Source organism: Lactobacillus sp. 3B(2020), from assembly GCF_013487845.1.
Taxonomy (GTDB): domain Bacteria; phylum Bacillota; class Bacilli; order Lactobacillales; family Lactobacillaceae; genus Limosilactobacillus; species Limosilactobacillus alvi.
Map to the genome: position 1 here is coordinate 883786 of NZ_CP047410.1, position 22696 is coordinate 906481.

Sequence of the window (22696 nt, forward strand, 5' to 3'; positions counted from 1 at the left end):
CTGTAAAGGGATTGGAATTTTGATAAGAAGGGATAACAAGTTTTTTATCGACAAGTTGATTTAAGTAATAGTTATTAGGACTGACTGGTAAATCATCGACAGAAATCTTGTTGTTTGTAGTCTTGGATAAGTGTATTAGCTTTCTTAAAAGGCGTCTCTCTTTTCTAACCGTTTTCATTATTGTATGTTTGCCTCCTCTTTGAGCTTCTTGATTAAGTATAGCAGTGAGGTGAGGAGAATGAGCAAAGAGCAGAAGAAAAAACCATCTTGAAAGGAGCTGATTATTATGATGGCTAATTCGTGGAAGACCGTTCCAGAAATCTGTGCCGATTATGGCATTAAGGACAAGACATTCTACGCCTGGGCAGATGATTGCCGATCTTATCCCGAATATCGAGATGCCATTATCTGCCCGACTGGTAAGCGGACGTTTATTGATGAGGATAAATGGCAAGCGTTTCTCCGATTTATGTCGGAGAAACGGCGAAAGAAACTGCTGGATCCACACCTTAGGGAGGAGGAATAGACAATGGAATTCTTAATTACTTTACCGGTTCTAATCATCGCATTGTGTCTGCTGTATGCATTAGCGTATAGCTCGTTCTATGAACGCGATCGGCCGCTGTTTTTGAAACCGAAGTACAGGAAGCAACATTGAGAGGGGGTGATCCTTAGTCCAGCTAGAAAGGAAGATTAAGCATGTATCTATTTTTAAATGTCTTTTTTGCGATCTTGTTCTTTGGATATTTCATCTTTTCGGAAAGGATCGAGAATTTTATTTACAAAGTAGTTATCTACTCTAATAAAAAGCTTGACGAATTTATTGAGCGGCGTTGGAAAGAAACGTTGAAAGATGAGGAAGAAAGCGATGACGGTCGCTATTAATTCAAACTGATCTGGGGTCAGCGAGATTATCATCGCCACAACGATAGAAAAAACAACAGCTGAATGGATGGAGTGTGGAGATTTCAGAACCGACAACCTAAATATTCTCAGTAAGTTATTAACCATGAAAATGAATTCAAAACATGCAACTGACGAAAAGATGAGCATAGCAAAGTTGACCTTGGTAATGATGTAGTAAGCAACCGAAGGAATTTTCACGGTTTTTAATATGGATATTAAGGCAAAAACAACTATTCCTATCAAAACACCCCATGCCAATAACCAGATCATTATAAATAATAATATTTTTAAGCGATTATTCATTTTGAAACACCGTTTTTTAATTAATTGTAACAGGAGATTAAAGCAATGAAAGCAATTAAAGCAGCAATCTACACCGCGCTAGGAGCGGAACTAACCTGGGCGTGGATGATGGGCCACACCACCATTTGGGGGATCCTGGCGATCTTTGCCTGGTGTCCCTTGATGGGATTTGATCTGGCTTATGTAATCAGTCCTTGGGCCGAAAAGATCGGCTTCTTCGGACCAAAAGAAAAGGACCCTAGTGGCCGCTAGGATCCTTTAAATAACTAAACAGTTTACGAGGTGATTATACCATGCAATTGAACGAAAACGAAAGCCGTTTGCGGCGCCTGTTGGCAGATAAAGCGGTCCTGATGAGTGCCAAACTCGATCGGGCCCACGTTAGCACGATGACGGCGGAAGAATACTTTAAGTTGGCCCACGACTTTAAAGTCCAGGCCGAAGAATTGGTTGTGATGGCCAAACAGTTTGAACAGGAGGCGGTGCAACACTATGGACGACCAGATTCTAACAATTCGCCGGCAAATCCATTTAATTAAAAGCCGGGCGCCGCAAATCGCCTTAGATCAGTGCGGCGGGTATTTCCGCCGGTTGGATTACTGGGGCGACGAATTAAACAAAGTGATGGGGTGGAAAGCGTGAAATTATATGAGTTAAGCAATGCCTATAAAGAGCTGCTGGAACGTGAAGATCTAGACCCACAAGCAGTTGTCGATACGCTCGACGCCATCAAAGACGAGATCGAAATCAAAGCTGACGGAATTGCCAGTGTGATCGACGAACTCCAGTCCAGCGCTGAACGTAAGAAAGCTAAGGCTAAGGACTGGAACGAATCCGCCAAGGCAGACCTGCAACGGGCCCAATGGTTGAAGCAATACCTGATATCCGAATTGGACAATGTGGGGATCAAAAAAGTCGAGACTGACAATCACTTATTGAGTGTCCGGAATTTTAAGGCGTCCACAGTGATTGATGATTTTGATAAGCTGCCAGCCGACTACAAGGTCACAAAGACCGAAGTTGTGGGTGACAAAGCGGGTATCTACAAGGCTCTCAAAGCCGGTGAAACCGTACCAGGGGCGCACTTAAAAAGTAACCGGTCGGTGGTGATTAAGTAGGGCGATGTTTAAGTTACGTGATTATCAAACCGAAACTATCGACCAGATCTACCAGTCGATGCGGCAAGGTCATCGGCGAATCATCGTGCAGCAACCACCACGGACTGGCAAAACGGTCATTATGGCGGAAATTGCCCGGCGGGCGACTGCTAAGCATAACCGGGTGATGTTTGTAATCCACCGGAAAGAAGTGCTAGCGCAGGCTGTAGCCACTTTTGAGCAGCAAACCGTGCAGATGGAGCTCGCGACAATGGGCATGGTCCAAAGTCTCAGTCGCCGACTGGGTCGTTTACCGCCACCCCAATTGATTCTAATTGACGAAGCCCATCACGCTTTAGCGAAGAGTTACGTCAAAATCTTGCAGGCTTATCCGGACGCTTTCGTCTTATTTTTCACGGCAACGCCAGTCCGGACGGGTCATGATCAATTAGACCAAGTAGCGGATGACATCATTGTCGGTAAGTCAATTAAGTGGCTAACTGAGCATCACTTTTTAGCGCCTTATCGCTACTTTGGCTTGGGCGACATCGACCGCTCTAAGCTCCGCAAAGCTAACGGTGATTACACGACCGAGTCAATGGACCAAGCGTTAAATCACCAGATCTACGGCAATATCGTCAAGCAATACCAACGCTTGGCCGCTGGTAAGCAAGCGGTTGTTTACTGCCACTCCGTTGAGAGTGCCAAAAAGGTAATGGGGGAATTTGCCAAAGCTGGTATCAGTGCAGCAGAAGTTGATGGAAATACTCCAGCAGCGGCTCGCGATGACTTAGTAACCAAGTTCCGGAACCAAGAGTTGATGATCTTGGTCAATGTCAACCTCTTTACCGAAGGGGTCGACTTGCCGAATGTCGATTGTGTCATCATGGCACGGCCCACTCAATCGTTGGCCTTATACCTGCAATTCTCGATGCGGTGTCTTAATCCGCGAAAGGGCAAGACGGCAATCATCATTGATCACGTCGATAACTTCCTGACCTTTGGTTTGCCGATTAACGATCGTGACTGGGAGCAGGCGATTGTGACTCGGGATAAGCGCCGTAGCAATTCGATAAGCGGGGATGTTGGGCCTGCGATCACACAGTGCCAGTCTTGTTATGGGACGTTTTACCGTGATGATGCCAAAAGTGATCGATGCCCGTTTTGCGGAGCAGAGCTTAAAGCGGAAGGCAAGGACTACAAAGTCGTCAATGTCGATCTTCAAGAGATCCAAAACGCCCAAGCAATCAAGCAACGCAAAGAATTGGCCCACAAAATTATGCAAGATCAGTTAATGGCAAACGTGGCTGACAAAACACCAGCCGAATTACACACCCTGAATGAATTCCAGGCCTATGCCAAGCTACACGGCTACAAGCCGGGCTGGGCTTGGTACCAATTTAAAAACAGGAGGAAAGCTAAATGATCCAATTACCTAAAGACGAGGCGTTAACCCCAAAGCCCTCGCCACACAATTTCTTTATCTGGGGCGCCACGATGAGCGGCAAAAGTTACTTTGCCTCATTCTTCCCGCACCCGTTGTCGCTCAACACTGACGGCAATGCAGAACAGGGCAGTACACCCAGCATCCAGATCCGGAACGTCCGAAACAAGGACGGCAAGTTAGAGCAGTCAGCGATCAAGCAACTCGATGAAGTGATCACGGCGCTGCAGTCACAACCACACACTTTTAAGACGCTGATTGTCGATGTGATCGACGACATCTGTGTCATGATCGAGCAAGCAATTTGTCTGGAAGCAGGAGTGCAAGCATTAAGTGACATCCCATACGGGAAGGGCTTTGCCACTTTTAACGGCGTGTTGCAGCAATTCGTAATGGACTTAAAAGCCTTGCCAATGAACGTGATCTACGTTAGTCGGGAGTTGGCCATCACTGACGAACAAACTGGAACCACGGAGAAAACTCCGTCTCTAAAGACGAAGTACTACAACATCGTCAACGGAAACTGCGATCTGGTGATCCACACCGAAAAATTCGGCACAGATACGTATACCCGGACAATTACTGATCGCCGGACGAAATACGAACCAGAAAACATTAAAGACGCACGAGTTAAGAAACTATTGGAATCATGCACAGGCATGTTTTAGGAGGAATTGAATTATGAGTTTAATGGCAGCATTTAACGAAGCAACCAAAGGCTGGGACCCGAAGAAAGACAGCACCCAAATGTCCAGTAATCTACCAGCTGGGGACTACAACGTAATCGTCGAAAAGGTTGATCACCCAGTGTACAAGTCAGGGTGGGACTGCTTGCGGTTCACAATGTTAGTTTTCGACGGCGAACACGCTGGTCGCAAAGAATTTGTTCAAATCAGCTTGGCTGAAAAGAAGAAGGATGGTTCGCCGTTGCCTGACTTTGTCGTTGCTCAAAATATTCGGTATGTCGTTAAAATTGCGGAAATGGTCGGTTTGAAGCTAACCGAAACTAACTTTAACGGAAATGAAACTGATCTGTACGAAAATTTTGTCCAATTATTCAAACCGTACACCGGGAAGTCAATGCAGATGACCATCTCAACCCGGCCAAACCGGAAAGATCCAGACAACCCTTACCGGTTATATGACTTTGGCCCAGGTAAGCAAATTGAAACCCCAACAGCAGACCAAGGGTCAATCATGGAACAACTCCAAAATGCCGGTACAGAACAAGTTACCGACGAAAATCTCCCATTCTAAAAAAAATAAGCGGCAGTGACCGTGATCCACCAGATGGGTGAGAAGCCCATCATAAAGGAGTGAAAGAATGCAGAACCTAGTTAATTATGCAAAACGATACGCGGAGCGCGGGTTTAGCGTCATTCCAACTCTCGGTAAAAAACCATTGATTAAGTTTGCGGGGCGACCGGCAATGACCCCGACCGAAATCGAAGATTTTTGGCGGGTCCACCCTTTTGCCAACATTGCACTTAAAACCGATCAGTTCTTCGTGATTGATGTCGATCGGCATTCGGAAGGAGCGGACGGAACCAAGGCGATTAAAGAGCTGGGCCACCCAGAATGGTTTGATACACTATGCCAGCAGACAGCCCACGATGGTTTCCAATTTTTTTTCCGGAAACCCAAGGAACGGGTTAGCCAGAATATCGGTTTTCTACCTGGCGTCGACATTAAGGCCCACACCAATAACTATGTGGTAGTGGCGCCCAGTGTGATTGATGATCGGCCATATCGATGGATTAATCGCAAAAAGATGAATCCACCGGCTGAAGAGTTGATTGCTCTGATCGAAGCGAAGAGTAAACCACGATTAAGCAACCAACAACTCACTGAATACAACCAATCTGGACGACGCACTCAAACGACGGAGCTGTTTGAACAAATCGCCTATGGGTTGGGTCCGACTGGTGGACGGAACAATGCTTTAGCAGCATTTATTGGTGGTTTGCTACTTCGAGGGGTTGAATCAGCCGCAGCATTGGAGTTGGCCCGCTTAGCTAACGGGAATACTGAGTCATCGTTGCCTGACAACGAAGTGGTGAAGACGGTAAACTCGATCATCAAAAAGCGGATCCGCGAAAAAGGCGGTGAAGTGATTGAGTGAGAAAATAGTGAAGTTTGACGCTGAGAATGGTAAGAAACTCGACCAAATGAATCGGGACGGAAGTTGGATGAATAAGTTGCGCCGGTCAGCTAAAACCGACGCCTTGAAGACCAACTCGCTAGTCAATATCGAACTGATTTTAGAAAACGATACGGAATTGAAAGGCCTTTTCCGATTCAACGAATTCACGACCGAAATTGATGTTGTAAAACCTAACCAGAAGTTGCATTTCCAAGTCGGACAACTGGTTGATGCTTATTTGGATCAGATTGCTTCTTATATTGAAGAAACGCCCAGTTATGGAGTGCTATTCGATCAGAAAAAGATTCGCAGTGCTATCACAGTTGTGGCAATGGAACACGCTTATAACCCAGTGTTGGATTACCTAAATCACGCGCTGGAAGAGTGGGACCAGCAAGGCCGATTAGATACGGTGATGGACGATTACCTGGGTGTAGTTCCAGATGATACAGCGCAGTTAATCACGAAGCTGTTTTTCGTCGGGGCGGTCGCCAAGGCCCATAATCCACGCATGAAATTTGACTTTGTCCTTGATTTAGTCGGTGGACAAGGGGCGGGGAAAACGACTTTCCTGCAAAAAATTGCCCCGTGTGGTTACTACACGGACCAGTTCTCGACTTTTGACAATAAGGACGACTTTGCGGTAATGCGTCGAGCGTTGATCATCAATGACGACGAAATGACCGCCACGAACAACTCAACATTTGAAATCTTGAAGAAATTCATCACGCTACAGGAGTTTGAGTATCGGAAGCCATACGGACACCAAGCAGAACGATTCGCCAAGAATTTCGTAATGGCCCGGACGACCAATGAGTTGTATTACCTCAAAGACAAAACTGGGGAACGGCGTTTTCTACCGCTACATGTCAGCAAGGCTCGTCAGCAATATCACCCAGTGACGGATCTTAAACCAGATTATGTCCAGCAGCTTTGGGGCGAGGCAATGCATTTGTACCAAACCGGTTTTGATTTTGGTTTGACCAAGGAGCAAGAAGACGCTTTGAACCAACACCGGAAAGCATTTATGTACACCGATGAGCTAGAAGACAAGATCGAAGACGCCCTGGTCAACGACTGGGCAGGCTTAGATTTCCTAACTTCCGAGGCGATTGGTTTCAAAGTTGCCCCAGGTGTCGACCTAGTCAAAAATCGCAAGATTTCCAACCAAATTGCCAACAGTATGATCAATCGGTTTGGTTGGCGGAAGGGGCGGAAGAAAATCAATGGAGAAGCTCGGAGAGGTTATTTGCGGTGACACATGGTGACACTAAATACCACTAAAAGATGCGATAGTGTCACCTTTATAAACGTTGATATATCAGCGTTTGCAAGGTTTTTGGTGACACTATACCAGTATATTTACTTAAAAGTATGTAGGTAGTAGATATACCCAGGAAGGAAGAGCGCACCGAGAAAAGTTTGTGGCGGCCAAAATAGTGTCAATAGTGGTTCAAGCTTAGAGCCACAAGGGATGAAGGGGGTGACACATCGAAAAAATAGTGTCACCGGGTTAGGGGTGGGCGAATGGAGATAATGAAATGAATCGAATTGCTGAAATTAGAAGAGCGCGTGGATTGATGCAATCAGAATTAGCTAAACAATTAGGCGTTACACCTCAAGCAATTTCTTGTTATGAACAAGAAAAAAAAGAACCAAGGCTTAAGACACTGATAAAGCTGTCTAAGGCCTTAGACTGCTCGCTAGATGAGTTGTTAGGGTTAAGAAAAATCGACCGCAAAGTAATTTATTCAATTATGTTAGACGATGGACGAGTGGTTAACACCCCAGACCGGCCAGATTTATGGAAAGACGACGATGATTTCTTCGAGATCAATGCCTGCACGATGCCAGCTCCTGGTGAGCAACGACGTTACACTCGGATGTGGGTGAGCAAGGCGCATATCGTGACGGTTAATAATCGGGATTGGAGGGCTGCTGATGACCCAGCCTGAGCACGAAATTCAGAACGCCGTCCGGGTTGCCCTGTCAGCCAATCAATGCACAGTATTCCGGGTTAATGCGGGCCAGGTCCGTTTACCGGATGGCCGGTTTTTCCAGACCGGCGTACCGAAAGGGCACTTTGATCTTTATGGCTTCCGCTGGTCTGATCACCAAGTGTTTTACATCGAGGTTAAGACCAAGACGGGCCGGCCGCGCCCAGATCAGATTAAGTTCCACGATTTCCTCGTCCGGCGCGGGGTGATCCACGGGATTGCCCGCAGTCCGGAAGATGCAATCAAAATTGTGGAGGAAGGATTGGTGGGATATGGATTTTAACCTTATTCGGAGTGGGGGTGGACAAAATGCTAATCGAAATCACCCGCCACAAACGCAAATTTAAGTTTGTCCGGCCGTATTATTGGAAGATTACGATTATCGATCCCAAGCGGCCAAAGGAATGGCCGGCGGAAGTCGGCTATCTAGATCGCGCTACCGGACCCAACCATCAACCGATGCCAGGGTGGCAGGTGGATATGTATTACCCATACAACACCGTTGATGACGGGGTCTATCTGCCTGATGATTTACCAGAAGATGAAGCGGTAAAAGAAGCGCTCGAAATTGCGCAAGAAATCTTGGAGAAGTTCCGAGCGCAATGGGACAGAGATGACGGGAAGCCTATTAAATATATGTGGGGGTAAGCGATGGAGAAACTAATCAATCGGACTGTTAAGCATGGCTACGGAACAGTCTATTATCTTAATTTGACTGATGACATCGGTGACGAAGTAGATATTGTCGAATACAATGATGGCAGCTTTAACGATGATGGTTATGTAGATTTTAACTTGATGGGAATTGATAATCGTGACGAAGTTATGGCCGCCATTACTAAACGCTGGAGCGTTGAGTTTGACGGCGAGGTGATGTTTACGAGCTCAAATAAACCACAAGATTTTTACAACCTATTGCAAGCGATGTTGCAAAGCTATGCTTACATGGAATTCTACCGACGGGGGTGGATTAAATAATGACCTTTGAACAACTAACCCTGCGCCTGGACGAATGGCGCAAGCAACGCAACCTAGCCGACCCGAAAGCCCAAACCATGAAAGTAATGGAAGAAGTCGGTGAACTGTCCGCAGCAATCAACAAGCAGGACCGACTGAAGCTGATTGACTCGATCGGCGATACCTTAGTCACGGTGATCCTGTTAGCCCAAATGGAAGGATTAGATCCAACCAAGTGCTTAGAATCAGCCTGGAAGGTGATTGTCGATCGCAAAGGTCGGACGGTAGACGGCACGTTTATTAAGGCGGAGGATCTGACAAATGCTGATCTATAACGGGGGCGACATGCTCAGCGTGGCGACGCAGGCCCAAAAAGCCAAGGAAAACGCCCAGCTGCGGGCAATGGGCTTTGAGGTCTGGTCACCACAAGAGGATAAAGAAATCAACGATAAGCAACACCAAACCCAGGAAAGTAATGACCACCTGGCGGAATTGATTTTTGAGCACGACACGATTGGTATGGAGGAGGCTGACATCATTATTTTCGAGGTCGCCAATACCAACGTTGGTACCTGTGTGGAGATTGGACAGATGGCCCAACGGATGCGAAATAAGGCGTTTTTCCCACCAATATATTTCCATAGCTATGACATCCGCCGGACTAATATTCCGGAGACCGGTGATCGGCGGTCGACGTCAATTAATCAATACCTGTACGGGGCGATCTTATCCTTAAATCCGAAGGGGATTCAGACCTGGGATGAAATTGTGGAGGAGGTGGAACGATGGTTATGATTTGGTATACGGCATTTATGCTGATGTTAGTGCTTTGCCTGTCGATGGTTAACTTTGCAGCTTTACGGAATCCCGATAAAGTTCCTGATCTATTTGCTGCTTACTATGATAAGGAACGAGTGATAGCACAACTGGTTGTAGCGGTAGTTGCGGCAATCCTTGAAATGGTGTTTACGTTGATGCTGATCTTGTTAGGCATTAACCTAGCCAATCCGGTGCTGAAGGATGCGATTATTGTTCTGGCAGTAATTAACACGGTAACTGTGTTCTTTACCGTCCCCGTGCTCCACCGTGACCTGTATCGTAAGCGTTGGTATCTAGCACTCACTACTGCATATACGCTGGTTGAGTTTGCTGTCGTCGTATGGATTTTTATCTATCGGTTAGGAGAGATACTTTAAATGAACCCAAGTTACTACAAAATGAAGAATGGTCAAGATTTAAACGATATGTTTGAAGCTGGGCTGATCCCACACGTCGAATCGTTTTACATGGGCAACATTATCAAGTACACGGTCCGCCACCAAAACAAGAACGGGCTGGAAGACCTTGAAAAAGCCAAGACGTATCTTGACCGGTTGATCAAGTATGAGGAGGCAACCGCCAATGACAAATTTCAACGCAAAACTCGAAATTACCAAGGCGATTGATCGTTTGCAGGACAAATATCCAGCAGCGTGGACAAATGAGGTCCACCGATTAGAGGAGATAATCCCGTTAAGTGATCCGGATTACCAAGTCCTATTAAAACTACGCACTAAAACGCACGAGGTCTTTGACAGCGAAGCCACGATCCGCCAGATTGCTCGAATGATGCGGGAAAATCCGCAAAATAAAGTCCTGGCCCAACAAATGCACGTTGCAACGTCAACGATGAGTCGTTTTGTCGCTACTCACGAGGAACTCAAACGCCTACAACAGCATTATCAGCGACAATACACCAAGGTAATTGTCGAGGATTCGATTAGTGGTGGGATTAAGATTTTCCCTACTCCGGGTGCAGCAGCTAAAGCGATCGGGATTCCGTTTAAACGGCTCCAAGTAATGTTAACCCAGCGGGAAAATCCACCAATGATTTACGGGCACTTACAGGCAAAGCGAATGTTATGGTACCAGAATGACGGAGGTATGCAATGAAATATTTTTGGCTTGAATTTACGGGTTTGGCCCTGCTCTCCTTTGTGGCTGGGTACCTGGTTGGTGTTGTGATGAGGTGAGGCAGATGGAGGATTTGATGATGCGGCAACAACGACCAAGCAAGCGGGAACGGCAAATGGACTTACTATTGACGATTGTAACGGTAATCGTATTTATCATCGCCATTTGCTACGAGGTACATTATTTTCGCTGAAAAGCAAAAAGAAAAAGCCTACCCTTACAGGCAGACCACACATCAAATTAATTATAGCATGTGGGGTAGGTTATGTACGAACAACAATTTCTATTGGACGATGATATTGATTACAAGGCGACTGAGGCCAACGTTAAGCATTTTTTAACCCGGATCTACCCGCGTGCTAAGCGGATGGCTGGCAAAGATCTTAGCGGTATCCAGTCGCCTCAAATTACCGACATGCCTAAGGGGGCACCAGTAGGCAATCCCTTAGAGCAACGGATTATCCAACGGTCTTATGCCCAGCAAGTGGTCAAGGCGACGGTTGATGCGATCTATCGGTGCGATGCATTTAGTCGCGAGGTCTTGGATTTGCTGTATCTACAAGGCTACTCAGATTCCGCTTGTTACATGGCGATCGGGTATCAACGCAGCCAGTATTTCAAACGGATCAAACCAAAGGCGCTGAGGCAATTCGCCGAGGCATATGCACTTGATGATCTAGAAATCCATAACAAAAATCGGACTCAAAACGGACTAAAAGCGGACTGAGAGCGGACTATGACCGGACTCATAGACCGGAAAACCGCGTTATAGTGTTATTGTCCAATGGTTTGGATAGATACTCCAATTTTTCCGGTAGCGGTGTAGCTCAATGGGCGAGCAACAGGTGTAACCTGAAGATCCCGGTTCGATTCCGGGCATCGTCATTCCGCCTACTCGACAAGGCGGGTGCCAAGTTCCCAGGTGGGGCAGTGAGGTTATGAAGCGATACCTTGCTGGCAAAAGTACGGTTCGAATCCGTCGCTTGGGCATTGCTGGACTGAAAAGTGACTTAACACGGAGGTGTGGTAAGCCTACTTTGTATAGCAACAGCCTAGCCTCCGGAGCATACTACCTAGCATTTAATATTATCAGGAGGTGAGAGCCTCCCCCTTTACGATTTGTTGCTCCGGTTACCTCGTAGTGGCACGTTTACATTTACAATCAAGGTTTCAATGGTGATTTGTTTACGCAGATGGATTAGTATTAATGAAAACAACCGGTACTGCCGGTCCTCCTTTTTCTGAATGAAGGTATAACGCGTTTAAATTAGGTGCCTTGGGGTGCAAATCCCCGCTACGAGTTTAGATGGTTTGCCCAGTTATGGGCCACAGCTCAGCTTAACGGCTGGGCTTTTTTATTTGGAAAGGGTGAATTTTGTTGTTCATGAAATTTATTGCTATGTTAATGGTTCCAGTTATGTTTATTGGAGCCCTATTAATTAAGCCAACACTCATTGGCGTTGGTTTATTTGTTACATCGCTAATTGTCGAATTTTTGATTATTTATTTAGTGACTTATATGCTAGAAGCTCATTAATAAAAAATTAGGAGTGACTGCAATGTTTATTGAAAAAATGTCTTATACACCTGTAATGGTTGATGGATTACGCCAAATGGTAATGATTTATAGTGTGCTATTAGATTCTGCACGTAAGGAAACAGAATCAGAGGTTGAAGCATATAAAATGGCAGATCATGTATTTACTGGCATCTTAAGCTCTAGCGAAAACAGCAAAGATAAATAATTTTAAGCCTGGTTATTAGAACTGGGCTTTTTATGTAATTGGATATAGTTATGAAGATGTAAGGAGATCAAATACCTATGGAAGAACATGTTAAAAGATTGGTAGTTGAGAGAGATGAGCTTTCGGATAAGCTTAAAAAGCTCTCGGAATTCATGAAGAGCGATGCTTTTAAGAAACTTGATGAAGATGACAAAATGATTTTGAAAATCCAAAAAGATTCTATGAAAACATACAAACGAGCTCTTGACTTACGTATCTATTGGGAAATCTAGCAATGTATCAAACTAAACGATTTGGATTAGTTGCTAGCAGGCAAGAGTATTTAATGTTATGTCGTGCTGAACGAACTAAGAAACGATTAGCAAAGAAAAAGCCGACAGGTCAACGCTTGTCGGCTTTTAAAGTACACGAAAATAAATAGTTTTCCCTCTAATTCGCTTGACTTATGTACGGTATAGTACTATTATAATAAGTGAAAGGAGGATAGGAATATGGCAAAACATAAAAAGAAAAAGGAAAAGCAGAACGACAAAGTTGAAGCTACAAAGTGGGCGGCAATAGCTGCATGGGCAGTACCTGCTTATCCGATTGCAGAAACAATTAAAATAGTCGTTAAGCATTTCCTTAAATAAACAATAACAAAGGGTTGAGGTGAGAGCCTCGCCCGCTTTGCTATATTCTATTTTATCATGAGTAAACAAGGAAAGAAGTATCGCAAAAGTATTAAACTTGCTTTGATTACTGGTGTAGTGGCATGGGTTGTCTATGGGGCTGTACGCGTATGGCTAGGATAAACTTGAATACTCCAGATATTATGGATGCTAAAGAAGCGTCCATAATCTGGGGCCATGCTGAAAACTATGTAAGGAGAACTTACCAGCAGAACCCGGATAAATTTCCAAATGGATCTATAAGAAAGTTTGGAAAGCAATGGATAGTTACTACCGAGGGAATGGAAGCAATCACTGGTACTAAGGATCCACGAAAACAGAATAATGATTAGTACAATGGCGCCATGTGGTATATATCTATCGACTAGCTTATCTGTGAGTTAGGTGATAAGAGTGGTTGAATCAATTATGAGAGGTAAAGGATGCATAGAAAGTCATTTAAGAATGTTAAAAATCATTTTTTAGATATTAATGATGATTGGTTTAATGCAATGTATAAGTATAAGATTGATGATCATTTGGGAATGGAAGCAGAAATTAGCTTTCTTAAACAACCTGATAGTATTGATATCTTATTAACTAATCTCTATTACCCTAATATGCGTCAAGGCGTACGAGAGCAGGACGACCAACAAACGGTTTTTAAGTTGTCTAAAGATAATGCTGAAAAATTACGAGACTATTTGAATAAAGTATTATAGACGACTGTCAGTTTGATGGTCGTTTTTATTTTGCGATTAGAAAGGTGGTGTGGTGGTATGCCATGAGTAAGATGGAAGAAGCTAAGGCGGATTACTTAGCTGGGATGAAGTATAAGGACATTGCCAAGAAATATGGTGTTGCGCTTAGTACAGTTAAGTCGTGGAAGACTAGGAATAAATGGCAACGAAATAATGCAACCAAGAAGAAAAGTATGCATACAAAAGCAAAAAGTACGCGTACAAAACAAGAAAAGGTTGCACCGTCGTTACCGCCTCCAGAATTGCCAGATAGTGATGAACTTACTGATAAGCAAAGAGCCTTTTGTTTGTACTATTTGCAACGATACAATGCGACTTGGGCTTATCAGAAAGCGTATGGTGGAAGTTATGATACAGCTCGGACTAACGGACCGAGATTGCTTGCAAATGCTCGCATTAAAAATTATCTCGCTGAGCTTAAAAAGCAGCAGTCACAGGATTTGTATTTAGATGCTAATGACATCTTAAAGCAGATAGCAAAGCAAGCCTTCGCTGATTACGGCGATTATATCGACTTTGGAAGTGAAGAGGTAATAGAAGTGGATGCTAAGGGGATGCCTGTTTTTGACCCAGAGACTGGTGATTATAGGAAGTATACACGGTCATTTGTTAACTTAAAGGATAAAGAGGAAGTTGATACCTCATTATTGAAAAAAGTTAGCATTGGCCGTGACGGTGTGGTTGTTGAACTTATGGATCAGCAGAAGGCATTGCAACTATTGCTTGATCGCTTACCAGAGCCAGAAATTGATGATGAGAGTACTAATTCATTACTCACAGCACTTAATAAGGGATTGCAAAAGATATGGAGTGATAAGAAGAATGAAGACGATAAAGGGTAGATTTCCATTTACTCCATTCAGCCAAAAGCAACTTCAAGTTCTTAGCTGGTGGGCTAATGATGAATTAAAGAGTTATGAAGCCATTATTTGTGATGGCTCCGTTCGTGCAGGTAAGACAGTTGTGATGTCATTGTCATACGTGCTATGGTCAATGACCCAATTCAATGGTCAGCAGTTTGGGATGGCTGGTAAAACAATTGGATCATTTAGGCGTAACGTGCTAAGACCATTGCGAAGCATGTTAGAAAGCGAAGGGTATGCTATTCACGATTCAAGATCAGATAATATGCTAACGATCAGCAAGAATGGTCATACAAATTATTACTTTATCTTTGGTGGTAAAGATGAAGCATCACAGGACCTAGTTCAAGGTATTACTTTGGCTGGGTTCTTTTTTGATGAAGTTGCTTTGATGCCACAGTCATTTGTTAATCAGGCAACAGCTCGTTGTTCGGTAACAGGTTCTAAGATGTGGTTTAACTGCAACCCCGAAGGACCTTACCATTGGTTCAAACTAGAATGGATTGACCAAATGAAAGATAAGCGGGCGTTACGACTTCATTTTATGATGCAGGATAATCCGTCATTGGCACAAGAAACGATTAATCGTTATAACCGAATGTATTCCGGTTTATTCTATCAACGTTACATCTTAGGGCTGTGGGTAATGTCAGAAGGGGTTATCTATGACAACTTTGATCGCGACACGATGGTAGTTAATGAATTGCCTAATCACTTTGAAAAATATTATGTATCATGCGACTACGGTACACAAAACCCAACAGTATTTTTATTGTGGGGGCGTAATCATGGCGCTTGGTACTTAGTTAAGGAATATTACTATTCAGGACGTGCAACTGCTCACCAAAAGACAGATGAGCAGTATTGCCAGGAGCTTAAGAAGTTTCTTGGTAATATTCACGCAAAGATTATCATTGACCCGTCTGCTGCTTCTTTTATTGCTGTGTTACGGAATAATGGTTTCCGAGTACAAAAGGCAAAGAATGATGTGGTGGATGGTATTCGTGTTACTCAAACGGCGATGAACGAAGGCAAGATACTATTTAGCAATCAATGTCCTAATTTATTTAAAGAATTATCCAGCTATGTATGGGATGAAAAAGCAGCTGAACGTGGTGAAGATAAACCAGTGAAAGAACATGATCATGCTTGCGATGCTATGCGTTATTTCGTTTACATGGTTATCCATAAAGGCTTCACTGCAAAGATTACTAAACGTCCACATGTTCGTGGGTTATAGAAAGAAGGTGTTTATGTGGCTGTTGCAATTGATAGAGAATTACTTGGGGATGTTAACAAGCCAAATCTTGAAGCAATCAACTATGCAATTTGTAAGTTGAAAGAACGACAAGGTAGGTTAGATAAACTTGCTGATTATTATAATGGGAATCAAGAAGTTAATAACCATCGCTTTGAGAATGCTAAAGTTAAGGCTTCTAACGTTATGATTAATCATGCTAAGTACATCACTGATATGAATGTTGGCTTTATGACTGGTAATCCGGTTAAATATACCGCCAAGAAAGGTAAGAATATTGATGATGTGTTAGAAGCACTAGAAAAGATTGATATCCATAAGCACGATATTGAGCTTGAAAAAGACTTATCTGTGTTTGGGTATGGTTATGAATTGCTTTATCTTAAAACGATTGAGCCAACTATTAGCATTGATGACCTTGGTAATGAAAAGATTACTCCTAATACTGAATTACGAGTAGAAGCTGTTGATCCACGTGCCGCAATTATTGTTACTGATGATACGGTTGAACACGACCCTTTATTTGGTGTTTTTGTTCAAGCAAAGAAAAATTTGAGCGGACAGAATGATGGTTATAGTGTCACGGTCTACATGCCAAAAAAGATTGTAGAATATCGCACTGAAGTAGGAATGGAAGTATCGACAGATGATCAAATCGTTGACGAATACGATAACTTGTTCAATGCAGTTCCATTAATTGAGTATCGAAATAATGAAGAACGACAGGGTGATTTTGAACAACTAATCTCGTTGATTGATGCTTATAACCTCCTCCAAACTGATCGAATTTCTGATAAAGAAGCTTTTGTTGATGCAATCCTTGTTACATTTGGCTTCGGATTAGAAGAGGATGAAGACAGTATTGAAGCGTTGAAGAATGGTGTTATTAATGCACCTTCTCGTGACGATGGGGCTGATGTTGAATGGTTAACTAAGACTTTCGATGAAACACAGGTTAACTTGCTTAGCCAATCAATTGAAAATGATATTCACAAAATTTCATACGTTCCGAATATGAACGATGAAAAGTTTATGGGGAACGTATCTGGTGAAGCAATGAAATTTAAGCTGTTTGGGCTTGAAAATCTTATTTCAATTAAGAAGCGTTACTTCTTCGATGGCTTGCACCGGCGATTAAAACTGATCCAAACCATCGTTAATATTAAAGGTGGCAATTCGGATGTTGATGGTTGTGATATATCGTTAACACCAAACATTCCCGTCAACTTGTCTGATGTGGTTAATAACATTAAAAACGCTGACGGTATTCTTCCACGCAAGATTACTTATAGTTGGCTTCCACAAGTTGGGGATGTTCAAGAAGTTATTGATGAAATGGCTCAACAAGATGCTGATAACATCAAAAAGAACCAGCAAGCGTTACAGCGACAAGATCCAGACCGTTTAGAATTGGAGGATAGTCAAGATGATTCGAGTGAAGATCCAAAAGGAACAGAACAAGACGACAATCATAGCAAGCGGACACGCTGAGTATAGTGTAAAAGGCTCTGATATCGTCTGTGCTTCGTTTTCTACCTTGCTAACTCATACGGTTAATAATTGTACTAACGTGGCTGTAAATGATGAGAATGGAACTCTGACGGCTGTATTTACAAATAGTGAACGCATTGAAGATAAAACTTTGCTAAACGCGTTTGAGAATACAGTTAATCAGCTTGTGGAACAATACGGTCAATACATCACTGTTTTGTAGGTGAAAGCCTATGAAAGTTGATAAAAATAAATTCAACTATTGGCAATTGCGAGACTTGCAAGATGAACAAAAGAACCAGGATGAAGCAACCAAACGCCTAAAAGTTATTAACGCTGCGTATCAGAAAGCACAAGCATATTTAAGCAACGAGGTCCAAAAGATTTATCGTCGCTATTTTTATGCTGACATTACTGCCGATGAAGTGGCAACGATCATGTCATCGCACATCTCACCATCTGAGCTGGTAACCTTACAAGCGTTAGCAAGCAATATTGTCGATAAAGAAAGTAAGAAGGCTGTTGATAATTACTTAAATCAATTAGCCGCTAAGAGCAGAATTACCCGACTGGAAGAGTTACAAGTCAAAGCGTATATAGTTGCTAAAAATGTTGGAGACGTTGAATTGGATCAGAATATTAAATTGCATACTGATGTAATGAAAAGAACCTGGTCCGAAGTCGAAAAGCAAGGAGCCGTATATGATAAAGTAAAAGATTACAAGCTCCCTAATAAAACAAAACCAGCCTTAGAATCTAAAGAAAATAAAATCGTTATCAAGAACCCTAAGACTGATAAGAAGATTGCAACGGTATCGATGGAACAAGACGTACCGAAGTCGAAAATCACTGAGCTACCTAATCGTTATGTGGAGGCAGCATTAAATTCCAGATGGGAAGGCAAAAACTTTTCATCACGTATTTGGGATAATACTGATAAGCTTGCTGAACGCTTGCAAAAATTATTTACGGCTAAAGAGTTAAGCGGAATGTCTGAACGAGAAATGATTAAGCAAATTGAAGATGAGTTTAATACAAGTCGTTTCAATGCTAGTCGATTAATCAGAACCGAAGCTAATTATTTTTACTCTAAGGTAAAGCTTGATAGCTGGAAGAAACGGGGAGTTAAGCAATATCAGTTAATTGCTGTTCTTGATAGTCGAACCAGTAAGATATGTCGAGCAATTAATAATAAAATTTTTAACGTATCTGATGCAGTTATTGGTAAGAATGTGCCACCTTTGCATCCGTTTTGTCGAACTGTGCCTGTAATCTATCTAGGTAACAATAAATCTTGACCTAAGCACGTCATGAAACTACTTCAATAATTGAATACGTGTGTGGGCTTGAAGACACACTTTTAGAAGTCATTGTGTAGAAATATGGAGTGGCTTTTTTCGTGCAGTCATAAATTCAAGTGTGCATGGGTAGAAAGGATTATATCTATGGAAAAAGCAAAGTTTTATAGCAATTTGCTAAAGCTGAACTTACAGCGGTTTGCAGATGAAGGACAAGATGGAAAAGGAGGTGCTGATACAGGAAATGAAGCAACGGATACTAATGATGATTCTGATACGCAAAATAAGCCTTTCATGACGTTCCAGACCCAGTCAGAATTGGATTCTTATTTTGATAAGAAGTTAGACAAGGCGTTAGGGACTGCTAAGGCTAACTGGGAAAAGGAACAAAGCGATAAGGCAAAGAAAGCTAAGGATCGCAAGAACATGACCGAAGAAGAACGACGTGAGGATGACTTCAAGCAACGGGAAGAAGCTTTATCTGCTCGTGAAGCTGATGTTACTAAGCGTGAGAATCGGAGCAAGCTTGCTTCTCGTTTAGTTGATGATGGTTTGCCAACCGGTTTAGTTGATGTCTTTGATGATGTTCTAGCTAGCGAAGACAATATGAACGAAACGTATGAACGGGTAAGCGAAGTATTTCGTAGCGCTGTTCACGATGCCGTTGAAACTCGGTTAGCACAAGGCTCACGAACACCTAAGAGTACGGATGATAATTTGACTCATAAATCGGCTGGTGAGCTTTATGCTGAAAAGGCTAATAGTGCTAATAAATCTGAAAGTGATTTTTGGAAATAAGAAAGGAGAATGACAATTAATGTACACACGATTTCAAGATGGTAAGCAATTAAACTTCCTTGCTTCTGAGAAGTTCACTGCTTTCCCTGAAACAATTAACAAGGACAATTACAATGTCCAAACTGATGACTTAGGACGCAAGTATGTACCTGCTGGGACAGTATATCCAACTAATGACGCAAAGGCGGTTGGTATTACTGTTAATGATGTATATGTATCAGAAGATGGTTCTAATCAAATGGTAGCTGTTATGCGTGAAGGTTGGGTATTAAGTCAACGATTAACTCCAACTCCATCAGCAGATGCAATTAAAGCAATGACAGCAATTCACTTTAAGGATTTAGATACTACCACAGCAGATCCAAAAGTGTAGTGAGGAGGAGATAATAGATGAATAAGCAAACACTTAAGCTAGATTTACAACGTTTTGCCACACCAATTCTTGATATGTTCGATCAGAATACGGTGCTTGATTATACTCGTAATCGTCAATATCCAGATATGTTAGGTGATACTTTATTTCCAGCAACTAAGGTTCCAACACTCGAAGTCGATATCTTAAAAGCTGGTAGTCGTGTCCCAACAATTGCTAGCTATTCAGCCTTTGATGCCGAAGCCGAAATCGGTAGTCGTGAAGCAAGTAAGATGACTGCTGAATTAGCATATGTAAAGCGCAAGATGCAAATTACCGAAGAAATGTTAATCAAGTTACGTTATCCACGTAATAATGCCGAAGCTAACTACTTAAAGCAATATGTATTTAATGATATTGATGCAATGGTTCAAGCGGTGAAAGCACGTGGCGAAAAGATGACAATGGAAATGTTTGCTACTGGTAAGATTACTGATAAGGACAACGGGATTTCCGTTGATTATCAAGTTCCAAAAGAGCATCAAACTGCATTAGCAAGTAATACTACTTGGGATAGCGGTGGTGCTTCGATCATTGAAAACTTACAAGATTGGTCTGATAAGCTCGACATTACCCCAACGCGTGCATTGACCTCTAAGAAGGTATTACGGACATTAATGCGTAGTACTGAAATTAAGGAAGCGATCTTTGGTAAAGATACCGGTCGGGTTGTTGGTCAAGCTGATTTAGATCAGTTCATGGTTGCACAGGGACTTCCGGTTATTCGTGCATATGCTGGTAAGTATCGTGAGGAAGACGCTAAGGGTAAAGTTAAAACACAAACTTACTTCCCAGAAGATCGGATCGTTCTCTTTAATGATGAAGTACCAGGTGAAAAGATCTATGGACCAACTCCCGAAGAAAACCGCTTGATCTCAACTAATGCGCAAGTATCAGAAGTTGGTAATGTTATGGCTAAGATTTATGAATCCGGCGAAGACCCAATTGGAACTTGGGTATTAGCAGCGGCAACTATGCTTCCATCATTTGCTAGCGCTGATAATGTATACCAAGCTAAAGTCCTTTAATTAATTGGAGGTGCTGAATGTGGATCAAGTGGCCGAAATGGTTCCATCCGTAAGTGCTCGTTTAAAAGTTACGGATGATGAATTAATTAAGGAGCTAGTAGAAGAAGCAAATGCTCAGGTGCTAGATTATACGGGTCAAAAAGAATTAGTTGGTAACATGAGTGTGTATGTTAAAAAGTTGGCAGTCATTAACTACAACCGACTAGGACTTGAAGGCGAAACGCAACGCTCGGAAGGTGGCGTAACTAATTATCTCGAGACTGGCATTCCAAAAGATATTCGACAAGGATTAAACCGCTATCGAATTGCTAAGGTGACGAAGCTATGAGATTAAAAGAAAGTGATCTTACAACCGTTTATCTTAAAGAACCAACGAATACTCAAGATGATGAAGGCTATAGCATTTCTAGCTGGGGTGATCCACAACCAATTAGGATGAATGTTCAATCAGCTGGTGGTACGGTCAATGCGCAAATTTATGGAAAAGATATTAAATATATTAAGACATGTAAGTATCAAGGCGATTTACTTTCAGAAGGGCACGGCGAAGGCTTTGGTATTTGCCTAAAAGTTCCGAGTTCTAGTGATCCTGATTATAAGATTACGGCTATTCAAGAGTTTTCTACTCATAAAAACGTTACTTTAGAACGTATCAAGAGAGATGAGCAAAATGATTGAATGTGAGATTGTGGGGCTCAATGAGTTAAAAACTAAGCTACGAAAACTTCCTCAAGTTGTAGCAGATGCAACTGTTAACGGCCAAGAGACAGCAATTGAACAAGCCGAAGCCTATGCAGTCCAAGAGTTGCAATCTAGTATCAAATATTCTACTGGTGAACTTGCTCGTAGCTTTAAGCATGAAGTAAAAGTCGATGGAGATGAAATAGTCGGTCGTTGGTGGAATTCGTCAATGATTGCTATTTTCCGTGAGTTTGGTACTGGTAAGGTTGGTGAACAATCTAGTAAGCAGCTCCCACCTAATGTGGCAATTGTTTATCGCCAAACTCCCTGGTATATTCCAGCTGAGGAAGTTGAAATTGACCTTACAAAAATCTATGGAATTCCAAAGGTTAAGATTAAAGACAAGTATTTTTATCGAACCAACGGACAACCAGCAAGACAATTTATGACACCTGCTGCTAACAGAATAGCTAAGGAAGCGCCTGGGATTATAAAGAAATCAGTTGACCAAGAGCTTCGTGATAAATTAGGTGGTTAAATGGAAATCTACAATGTTAAAGCACTGGTATATAAGACGTTGAAGTCTATTCCAGAATTAAAGATCGTCTCGCCATCGTATCCTGATAAATTTACCGTATTTCCTATTGCTATCTATAAAACCTCCCAAACTTCTTTTATTCGTAATAACTGGCAAGAAGAAACCGATACTGAATGGCAGATAACAATTGATTTGTATAACGATAAAGGATCGCTAACCAAGATAAAAAATGAGCTCATTGCTAAGTTTTCAGCAATGGGCTTTTCTAATAGCGTTGGTGACCAAGATCTAAATGGAATAACACGAGTAGTTCTTGTTTTTACAGGAATTGTCGATAATACCAGTAAACGTGTATATCAGAAAGGATGAAATA

37 protein-coding genes and 1 tRNA gene are annotated in these 22696 nt (G+C 42.5%); 37 read left to right on the top strand and 1 reads right to left on the bottom strand.

Annotated elements, in window-relative coordinates; translation table 11 throughout:
* The first annotated feature begins 286 nt into the window (after nt 1–286).
* The gene (locus tag GTO83_RS04400) at nt 287–526 is read left to right on the top strand and encodes a hypothetical protein (RefSeq protein ID WP_180871915.1); all 240 of its coding nucleotides are present in this window, start codon (nt 287–289) and stop codon (nt 524–526) included.
* Between the two features lie 185 nt (nt 527–711).
* On the opposite strand, the gene GTO83_RS04405 is transcribed toward GTO83_RS04400, so the two are convergent.
* Entirely contained in the window at nt 712–1209 is a 498-nt protein-coding gene (locus GTO83_RS04405) for a hypothetical protein (RefSeq protein ID WP_180871916.1), read from the bottom strand.
* Between the two features lie 45 nt (nt 1210–1254).
* On the opposite strand from GTO83_RS04405, the gene GTO83_RS04410 reads away from it, so the two are divergent.
* The 36 genes from GTO83_RS04410 (at nt 1255) to GTO83_RS04580 (ending at nt 22692) form a co-directional block, all read left to right on the top strand.
* Nucleotides 1255–1461 (top strand): hypothetical protein, encoded by a 207-nt coding sequence (locus GTO83_RS04410; protein ID WP_180871917.1) that lies wholly within the window; start codon nt 1255–1257, stop codon nt 1459–1461.
* A 41-nt stretch (nt 1462–1502) separates the two neighbouring features.
* The gene (locus GTO83_RS04415; RefSeq protein WP_180871918.1) at nt 1503–1748 is read left to right on the top strand and encodes a hypothetical protein; all 246 of its coding nucleotides are present in this window, start codon (nt 1503–1505) and stop codon (nt 1746–1748) included.
* A gap of 99 nt (nt 1749–1847) precedes the next feature.
* Nucleotides 1848–2327 (top strand): siphovirus Gp157 family protein, encoded by a 480-nt coding sequence (locus GTO83_RS04420; protein ID WP_180871919.1) that lies wholly within the window; start codon nt 1848–1850, stop codon nt 2325–2327.
* 4 nt (nt 2328–2331) lie between these two features.
* Complete coding sequence (locus GTO83_RS04425) at nt 2332–3732, top strand: DEAD/DEAH box helicase (RefSeq protein ID WP_180871920.1); 1401 nt, start codon at nt 2332–2334, stop codon at nt 3730–3732.
* A complete protein-coding gene (locus tag GTO83_RS04430; RefSeq protein WP_180871921.1) occupies nt 3729–4418 on the top strand; it encodes an AAA family ATPase in 690 nt (229 codons plus the stop codon). The genes GTO83_RS04425 and GTO83_RS04430 overlap by 4 nt, the downstream gene beginning before the upstream one ends.
* Before the next feature lie 13 nt (nt 4419–4431).
* Nucleotides 4432–5007, top strand: coding sequence for a DUF669 domain-containing protein (locus tag GTO83_RS04435; RefSeq protein WP_180871922.1), 576 nt, complete (start codon nt 4432–4434; stop codon nt 5005–5007).
* Between the two features lie 67 nt (nt 5008–5074).
* Nucleotides 5075–5872, top strand: coding sequence for a bifunctional DNA primase/polymerase (locus tag GTO83_RS04440; protein ID WP_180871923.1), 798 nt, complete (start codon nt 5075–5077; stop codon nt 5870–5872).
* A complete protein-coding gene (locus GTO83_RS04445; RefSeq protein ID WP_255463175.1) occupies nt 5865–7151 on the top strand; it encodes a VapE domain-containing protein in 1287 nt (428 codons plus the stop codon). Before GTO83_RS04440 ends, GTO83_RS04445 begins: the two co-directional genes overlap by 8 nt.
* Before the next feature lie 283 nt (nt 7152–7434).
* Nucleotides 7435–7848 carry a helix-turn-helix domain-containing protein gene (locus GTO83_RS04450; RefSeq protein WP_180871924.1) on the top strand — a complete coding sequence of 138 codons (414 nt, stop codon included), beginning with the start codon at nt 7435–7437 and terminating at the stop codon, nt 7846–7848.
* The gene (locus GTO83_RS04455) at nt 7835–8173 is read left to right on the top strand and encodes a VRR-NUC domain-containing protein (protein ID WP_180871925.1); all 339 of its coding nucleotides are present in this window, start codon (nt 7835–7837) and stop codon (nt 8171–8173) included. The genes GTO83_RS04450 and GTO83_RS04455 overlap by 14 nt, the downstream gene beginning before the upstream one ends.
* 26 nt (nt 8174–8199) lie before the next feature.
* Nucleotides 8200–8538 carry a hypothetical protein gene (locus GTO83_RS04460; protein WP_180871926.1) on the top strand — a complete coding sequence of 113 codons (339 nt, stop codon included), beginning with the start codon at nt 8200–8202 and terminating at the stop codon, nt 8536–8538.
* 3 nt (nt 8539–8541) lie between these two features.
* On the top strand, nt 8542–8868 hold the full coding sequence (locus GTO83_RS04465; protein ID WP_180871927.1) for a hypothetical protein: 327 nt from the start codon (nt 8542–8544) through the stop codon (nt 8866–8868).
* Nucleotides 8868–9182, top strand: coding sequence for a MazG-like family protein (locus GTO83_RS04470; protein WP_180871928.1), 315 nt, complete (start codon nt 8868–8870; stop codon nt 9180–9182). The genes GTO83_RS04465 and GTO83_RS04470 overlap by 1 nt, the downstream gene beginning before the upstream one ends.
* Nucleotides 9169–9642, top strand: coding sequence for a nucleoside 2-deoxyribosyltransferase (locus tag GTO83_RS04475; protein WP_180871929.1), 474 nt, complete (start codon nt 9169–9171; stop codon nt 9640–9642). The genes GTO83_RS04470 and GTO83_RS04475 overlap by 14 nt, the downstream gene beginning before the upstream one ends.
* On the top strand, nt 9633–10043 hold the full coding sequence (locus GTO83_RS04480) for a hypothetical protein (RefSeq protein WP_180871930.1): 411 nt from the start codon (nt 9633–9635) through the stop codon (nt 10041–10043). The genes GTO83_RS04475 and GTO83_RS04480 overlap by 10 nt, the downstream gene beginning before the upstream one ends.
* Nucleotides 10044–10292 carry a DUF3310 domain-containing protein gene (locus GTO83_RS04485; RefSeq protein WP_180871931.1) on the top strand — a complete coding sequence of 83 codons (249 nt, stop codon included), beginning with the start codon at nt 10044–10046 and terminating at the stop codon, nt 10290–10292. It begins immediately after the preceding gene.
* Nucleotides 10249–10779, top strand: a complete 531-nt coding sequence (locus GTO83_RS04490) for a hypothetical protein (protein ID WP_180871932.1) — start codon at nt 10249–10251, stop codon at nt 10777–10779. Before GTO83_RS04485 ends, GTO83_RS04490 begins: the two co-directional genes overlap by 44 nt.
* 286 nt (nt 10780–11065) lie before the next feature.
* Entirely contained in the window at nt 11066–11527 is a 462-nt protein-coding gene (locus GTO83_RS04495; RefSeq protein WP_180871933.1) for an ArpU family phage packaging/lysis transcriptional regulator, read from the top strand.
* Between the two features lie 90 nt (nt 11528–11617).
* A tRNA-Tyr gene (locus GTO83_RS04500) sits at nt 11618–11685 on the top strand.
* Between the two features lie 674 nt (nt 11686–12359).
* On the top strand, nt 12360–12545 hold the full coding sequence (locus GTO83_RS04505; RefSeq protein ID WP_180871934.1) for a hypothetical protein: 186 nt from the start codon (nt 12360–12362) through the stop codon (nt 12543–12545).
* A gap of 77 nt (nt 12546–12622) precedes the next feature.
* On the top strand, nt 12623–12817 hold the full coding sequence (locus tag GTO83_RS04510; RefSeq protein ID WP_180871935.1) for a hypothetical protein: 195 nt from the start codon (nt 12623–12625) through the stop codon (nt 12815–12817).
* Nucleotides 12818–13036: 219 nt separating this feature from the next.
* The gene (locus GTO83_RS04515; protein ID WP_179226127.1) at nt 13037–13177 is read left to right on the top strand and encodes a hypothetical protein; all 141 of its coding nucleotides are present in this window, start codon (nt 13037–13039) and stop codon (nt 13175–13177) included.
* Nucleotides 13178–13326: 149 nt separating this feature from the next.
* Complete coding sequence (locus GTO83_RS10870; RefSeq protein WP_094536974.1) at nt 13327–13548, top strand: helix-turn-helix domain-containing protein; 222 nt, start codon at nt 13327–13329, stop codon at nt 13546–13548.
* 90 nt (nt 13549–13638) lie between these two features.
* Nucleotides 13639–13917, top strand: a complete 279-nt coding sequence (locus GTO83_RS04520; RefSeq protein WP_180871936.1) for a hypothetical protein — start codon at nt 13639–13641, stop codon at nt 13915–13917.
* Between the two features lie 62 nt (nt 13918–13979).
* On the top strand, nt 13980–14798 hold the full coding sequence (locus tag GTO83_RS04525) for a terminase small subunit (RefSeq protein WP_180871937.1): 819 nt from the start codon (nt 13980–13982) through the stop codon (nt 14796–14798).
* Nucleotides 14779–16059, top strand: a complete 1281-nt coding sequence (locus GTO83_RS04530) for a PBSX family phage terminase large subunit (RefSeq protein ID WP_180871938.1) — start codon at nt 14779–14781, stop codon at nt 16057–16059. Before GTO83_RS04525 ends, GTO83_RS04530 begins: the two co-directional genes overlap by 20 nt.
* Before the next feature lie 15 nt (nt 16060–16074).
* On the top strand, nt 16075–17568 hold the full coding sequence (locus GTO83_RS04535) for a phage portal protein (protein WP_180871939.1): 1494 nt from the start codon (nt 16075–16077) through the stop codon (nt 17566–17568).
* Nucleotides 17504–17791 (top strand): ribosomal-processing cysteine protease Prp, encoded by a 288-nt coding sequence (locus GTO83_RS04540; RefSeq protein WP_180871940.1) that lies wholly within the window; start codon nt 17504–17506, stop codon nt 17789–17791. Before GTO83_RS04535 ends, GTO83_RS04540 begins: the two co-directional genes overlap by 65 nt.
* 10 nt (nt 17792–17801) lie before the next feature.
* Entirely contained in the window at nt 17802–18866 is a 1065-nt protein-coding gene (locus GTO83_RS04545; RefSeq protein WP_180871941.1) for a minor capsid protein, read from the top strand.
* 147 nt (nt 18867–19013) lie between these two features.
* Nucleotides 19014–19664 (top strand): DUF4355 domain-containing protein, encoded by a 651-nt coding sequence (locus GTO83_RS04550; RefSeq protein WP_180871942.1) that lies wholly within the window; start codon nt 19014–19016, stop codon nt 19662–19664.
* A gap of 19 nt (nt 19665–19683) precedes the next feature.
* Complete coding sequence (locus tag GTO83_RS04555; protein WP_180871943.1) at nt 19684–20037, top strand: hypothetical protein; 354 nt, start codon at nt 19684–19686, stop codon at nt 20035–20037.
* Nucleotides 20038–20054: 17 nt separating this feature from the next.
* Complete coding sequence (locus tag GTO83_RS04560; RefSeq protein ID WP_180871944.1) at nt 20055–21104, top strand: major capsid protein; 1050 nt, start codon at nt 20055–20057, stop codon at nt 21102–21104.
* Nucleotides 21105–21123: 19 nt separating this feature from the next.
* Complete coding sequence (locus GTO83_RS04565; protein WP_370524341.1) at nt 21124–21432, top strand: phage head-tail connector protein; 309 nt, start codon at nt 21124–21126, stop codon at nt 21430–21432.
* Nucleotides 21429–21782 (top strand): hypothetical protein, encoded by a 354-nt coding sequence (locus GTO83_RS04570; protein ID WP_180871945.1) that lies wholly within the window; start codon nt 21429–21431, stop codon nt 21780–21782. Before GTO83_RS04565 ends, GTO83_RS04570 begins: the two co-directional genes overlap by 4 nt.
* Complete coding sequence (locus GTO83_RS04575) at nt 21775–22323, top strand: HK97-gp10 family putative phage morphogenesis protein (protein ID WP_087214746.1); 549 nt, start codon at nt 21775–21777, stop codon at nt 22321–22323. Before GTO83_RS04570 ends, GTO83_RS04575 begins: the two co-directional genes overlap by 8 nt.
* Nucleotides 22324–22692 (top strand): hypothetical protein, encoded by a 369-nt coding sequence (locus tag GTO83_RS04580; protein ID WP_085678604.1) that lies wholly within the window; start codon nt 22324–22326, stop codon nt 22690–22692.
* Nucleotides 22693–22696: the final 4 nt, after the last annotated feature.

Bases quoted from the DNA above. Each gene is read 5' to 3' on its own strand.
- GTO83_RS04400 (WP_180871915.1), top strand. From the start codon at position 287: ATGATGGCTAATTCGTGGAAGACCGTTCCAGAAATCTGTGCCGATTAT.
- GTO83_RS04405 (WP_180871916.1), bottom strand. From the start codon at position 1,209: ATGAATAATCGCTTAAAAATATTATTATTTATAATGATCTGGTTATTG.
- GTO83_RS04410 (WP_180871917.1), top strand. From the start codon at position 1,255: ATGAAAGCAATTAAAGCAGCAATCTACACCGCGCTAGGAGCGGAACTA.
- GTO83_RS04415 (WP_180871918.1), top strand. From the start codon at position 1,503: ATGCAATTGAACGAAAACGAAAGCCGTTTGCGGCGCCTGTTGGCAGAT.
- GTO83_RS04425 (WP_180871920.1), top strand. From the start codon at position 2,332: ATGTTTAAGTTACGTGATTATCAAACCGAAACTATCGACCAGATCTAC.
- GTO83_RS04430 (WP_180871921.1), top strand. From the start codon at position 3,729: ATGATCCAATTACCTAAAGACGAGGCGTTAACCCCAAAGCCCTCGCCA.
- GTO83_RS04435 (WP_180871922.1), top strand. From the start codon at position 4,432: ATGAGTTTAATGGCAGCATTTAACGAAGCAACCAAAGGCTGGGACCCG.
- GTO83_RS04440 (WP_180871923.1), top strand. From the start codon at position 5,075: ATGCAGAACCTAGTTAATTATGCAAAACGATACGCGGAGCGCGGGTTT.
- GTO83_RS04450 (WP_180871924.1), top strand. From the start codon at position 7,435: ATGAATCGAATTGCTGAAATTAGAAGAGCGCGTGGATTGATGCAATCA.
- GTO83_RS04455 (WP_180871925.1), top strand. From the start codon at position 7,835: ATGACCCAGCCTGAGCACGAAATTCAGAACGCCGTCCGGGTTGCCCTG.
- GTO83_RS04460 (WP_180871926.1), top strand. From the start codon at position 8,200: ATGCTAATCGAAATCACCCGCCACAAACGCAAATTTAAGTTTGTCCGG.
- GTO83_RS04465 (WP_180871927.1), top strand. From the start codon at position 8,542: ATGGAGAAACTAATCAATCGGACTGTTAAGCATGGCTACGGAACAGTC.
- GTO83_RS04470 (WP_180871928.1), top strand. From the start codon at position 8,868: ATGACCTTTGAACAACTAACCCTGCGCCTGGACGAATGGCGCAAGCAA.
- GTO83_RS04475 (WP_180871929.1), top strand. From the start codon at position 9,169: ATGCTGATCTATAACGGGGGCGACATGCTCAGCGTGGCGACGCAGGCC.
- GTO83_RS04480 (WP_180871930.1), top strand. From the start codon at position 9,633: ATGGTTATGATTTGGTATACGGCATTTATGCTGATGTTAGTGCTTTGC.
- GTO83_RS04485 (WP_180871931.1), top strand. From the start codon at position 10,044: ATGAACCCAAGTTACTACAAAATGAAGAATGGTCAAGATTTAAACGAT.
- GTO83_RS04490 (WP_180871932.1), top strand. From the start codon at position 10,249: ATGACAAATTTCAACGCAAAACTCGAAATTACCAAGGCGATTGATCGT.
- GTO83_RS04495 (WP_180871933.1), top strand. From the start codon at position 11,066: ATGTACGAACAACAATTTCTATTGGACGATGATATTGATTACAAGGCG.
- GTO83_RS04505 (WP_180871934.1), top strand. From the start codon at position 12,360: ATGTTTATTGAAAAAATGTCTTATACACCTGTAATGGTTGATGGATTA.
- GTO83_RS04510 (WP_180871935.1), top strand. From the start codon at position 12,623: ATGGAAGAACATGTTAAAAGATTGGTAGTTGAGAGAGATGAGCTTTCG.
- GTO83_RS04515 (WP_179226127.1), top strand. From the start codon at position 13,037: ATGGCAAAACATAAAAAGAAAAAGGAAAAGCAGAACGACAAAGTTGAA.
- GTO83_RS10870 (WP_094536974.1), top strand. From the start codon at position 13,327: ATGGCTAGGATAAACTTGAATACTCCAGATATTATGGATGCTAAAGAA.
- GTO83_RS04520 (WP_180871936.1), top strand. From the start codon at position 13,639: ATGCATAGAAAGTCATTTAAGAATGTTAAAAATCATTTTTTAGATATT.
- GTO83_RS04525 (WP_180871937.1), top strand. From the start codon at position 13,980: ATGAGTAAGATGGAAGAAGCTAAGGCGGATTACTTAGCTGGGATGAAG.
- GTO83_RS04530 (WP_180871938.1), top strand. From the start codon at position 14,779: ATGAAGACGATAAAGGGTAGATTTCCATTTACTCCATTCAGCCAAAAG.
- GTO83_RS04540 (WP_180871940.1), top strand. From the start codon at position 17,504: ATGATTCGAGTGAAGATCCAAAAGGAACAGAACAAGACGACAATCATA.
- GTO83_RS04545 (WP_180871941.1), top strand. From the start codon at position 17,802: ATGAAAGTTGATAAAAATAAATTCAACTATTGGCAATTGCGAGACTTG.
- GTO83_RS04550 (WP_180871942.1), top strand. From the start codon at position 19,014: ATGGAAAAAGCAAAGTTTTATAGCAATTTGCTAAAGCTGAACTTACAG.
- GTO83_RS04555 (WP_180871943.1), top strand. From the start codon at position 19,684: ATGTACACACGATTTCAAGATGGTAAGCAATTAAACTTCCTTGCTTCT.
- GTO83_RS04560 (WP_180871944.1), top strand. From the start codon at position 20,055: ATGAATAAGCAAACACTTAAGCTAGATTTACAACGTTTTGCCACACCA.
- GTO83_RS04570 (WP_180871945.1), top strand. From the start codon at position 21,429: ATGAGATTAAAAGAAAGTGATCTTACAACCGTTTATCTTAAAGAACCA.
- GTO83_RS04575 (WP_087214746.1), top strand. From the start codon at position 21,775: ATGATTGAATGTGAGATTGTGGGGCTCAATGAGTTAAAAACTAAGCTA.
- GTO83_RS04580 (WP_085678604.1), top strand. From the start codon at position 22,324: ATGGAAATCTACAATGTTAAAGCACTGGTATATAAGACGTTGAAGTCT.